Annotated in this window: 2 pseudogenes; both read left to right on the top strand. The window is 62.9% G+C overall.

Features of this window, described 5'->3' with window-relative positions:
• Nucleotides 1-325 (top strand): annotated as a pseudogene (locus LGM89_RS37050) (hypothetical protein); the annotation flags it as partial.
• Nucleotides 326-335: 10 nt separating this feature from the next.
• Nucleotides 336-631 (top strand): annotated as a pseudogene (locus LGM89_RS37045) (hypothetical protein); the annotation flags it as partial.

Here is a 631-nt window from a genome sequence, read left to right as displayed (position 1 = left end):
ACCCGCACCGCCTGCCTATAGATTGGCGGTACGTGGCGCGACAACAGCGCGCGGCGGTGCATTACGCGAGCCGTCCGGCACATGGGAAGTAGCGCCACACTTGGGCAAAGCTGCCACGATGGGCGACCTGATCCGCTATCCCGACGGCTCAACCGCGCGCGTTACGACCGGTCTGGGTTTGGCCGACCGGGCCGACTTCGCGCCGCTCGCCTTCGTTGGCAGCGAACTCGATAACGGCGACACGATCACCGATAGTCCCGACCGACAAGGCATGGCGTCGTCCGTTGTATTTAGCGTCGTCACCCGCTCGTCCATGCCCCGCTGAGGTAGCGTCCATGATTCGCTACTTTCTTGCCAAAGGCGACCGCGCCGGGGAAGCCGTGATTGTCGAAGGCCTCGACCGCGTGACCTGTTCCAATCCGCCGCCGATGGTTCATATCGCCACGCTGGATATGAAGACCTACTGTTCGGCCTGCAAGCGTGAAGGGTATATCGCACCGCAAGGGCCGCGCTGGCCAGGCACCGGCCCGAACGGCAAACAGTGGGCATTGAGCGGGGATATCAATGTCTGCGGATGCAACCCACCGCCGATCTTCTACGCTGAGCGCGGCATGCGGATGACTTTTACTGC

Source organism: Burkholderia sp. AU31624, from assembly GCF_020420065.1.
In the GTDB taxonomy this organism is placed as follows: domain Bacteria; phylum Pseudomonadota; class Gammaproteobacteria; order Burkholderiales; family Burkholderiaceae; genus Burkholderia.
This window is presented reverse-complemented; position numbering and strand designations above follow the sequence as displayed.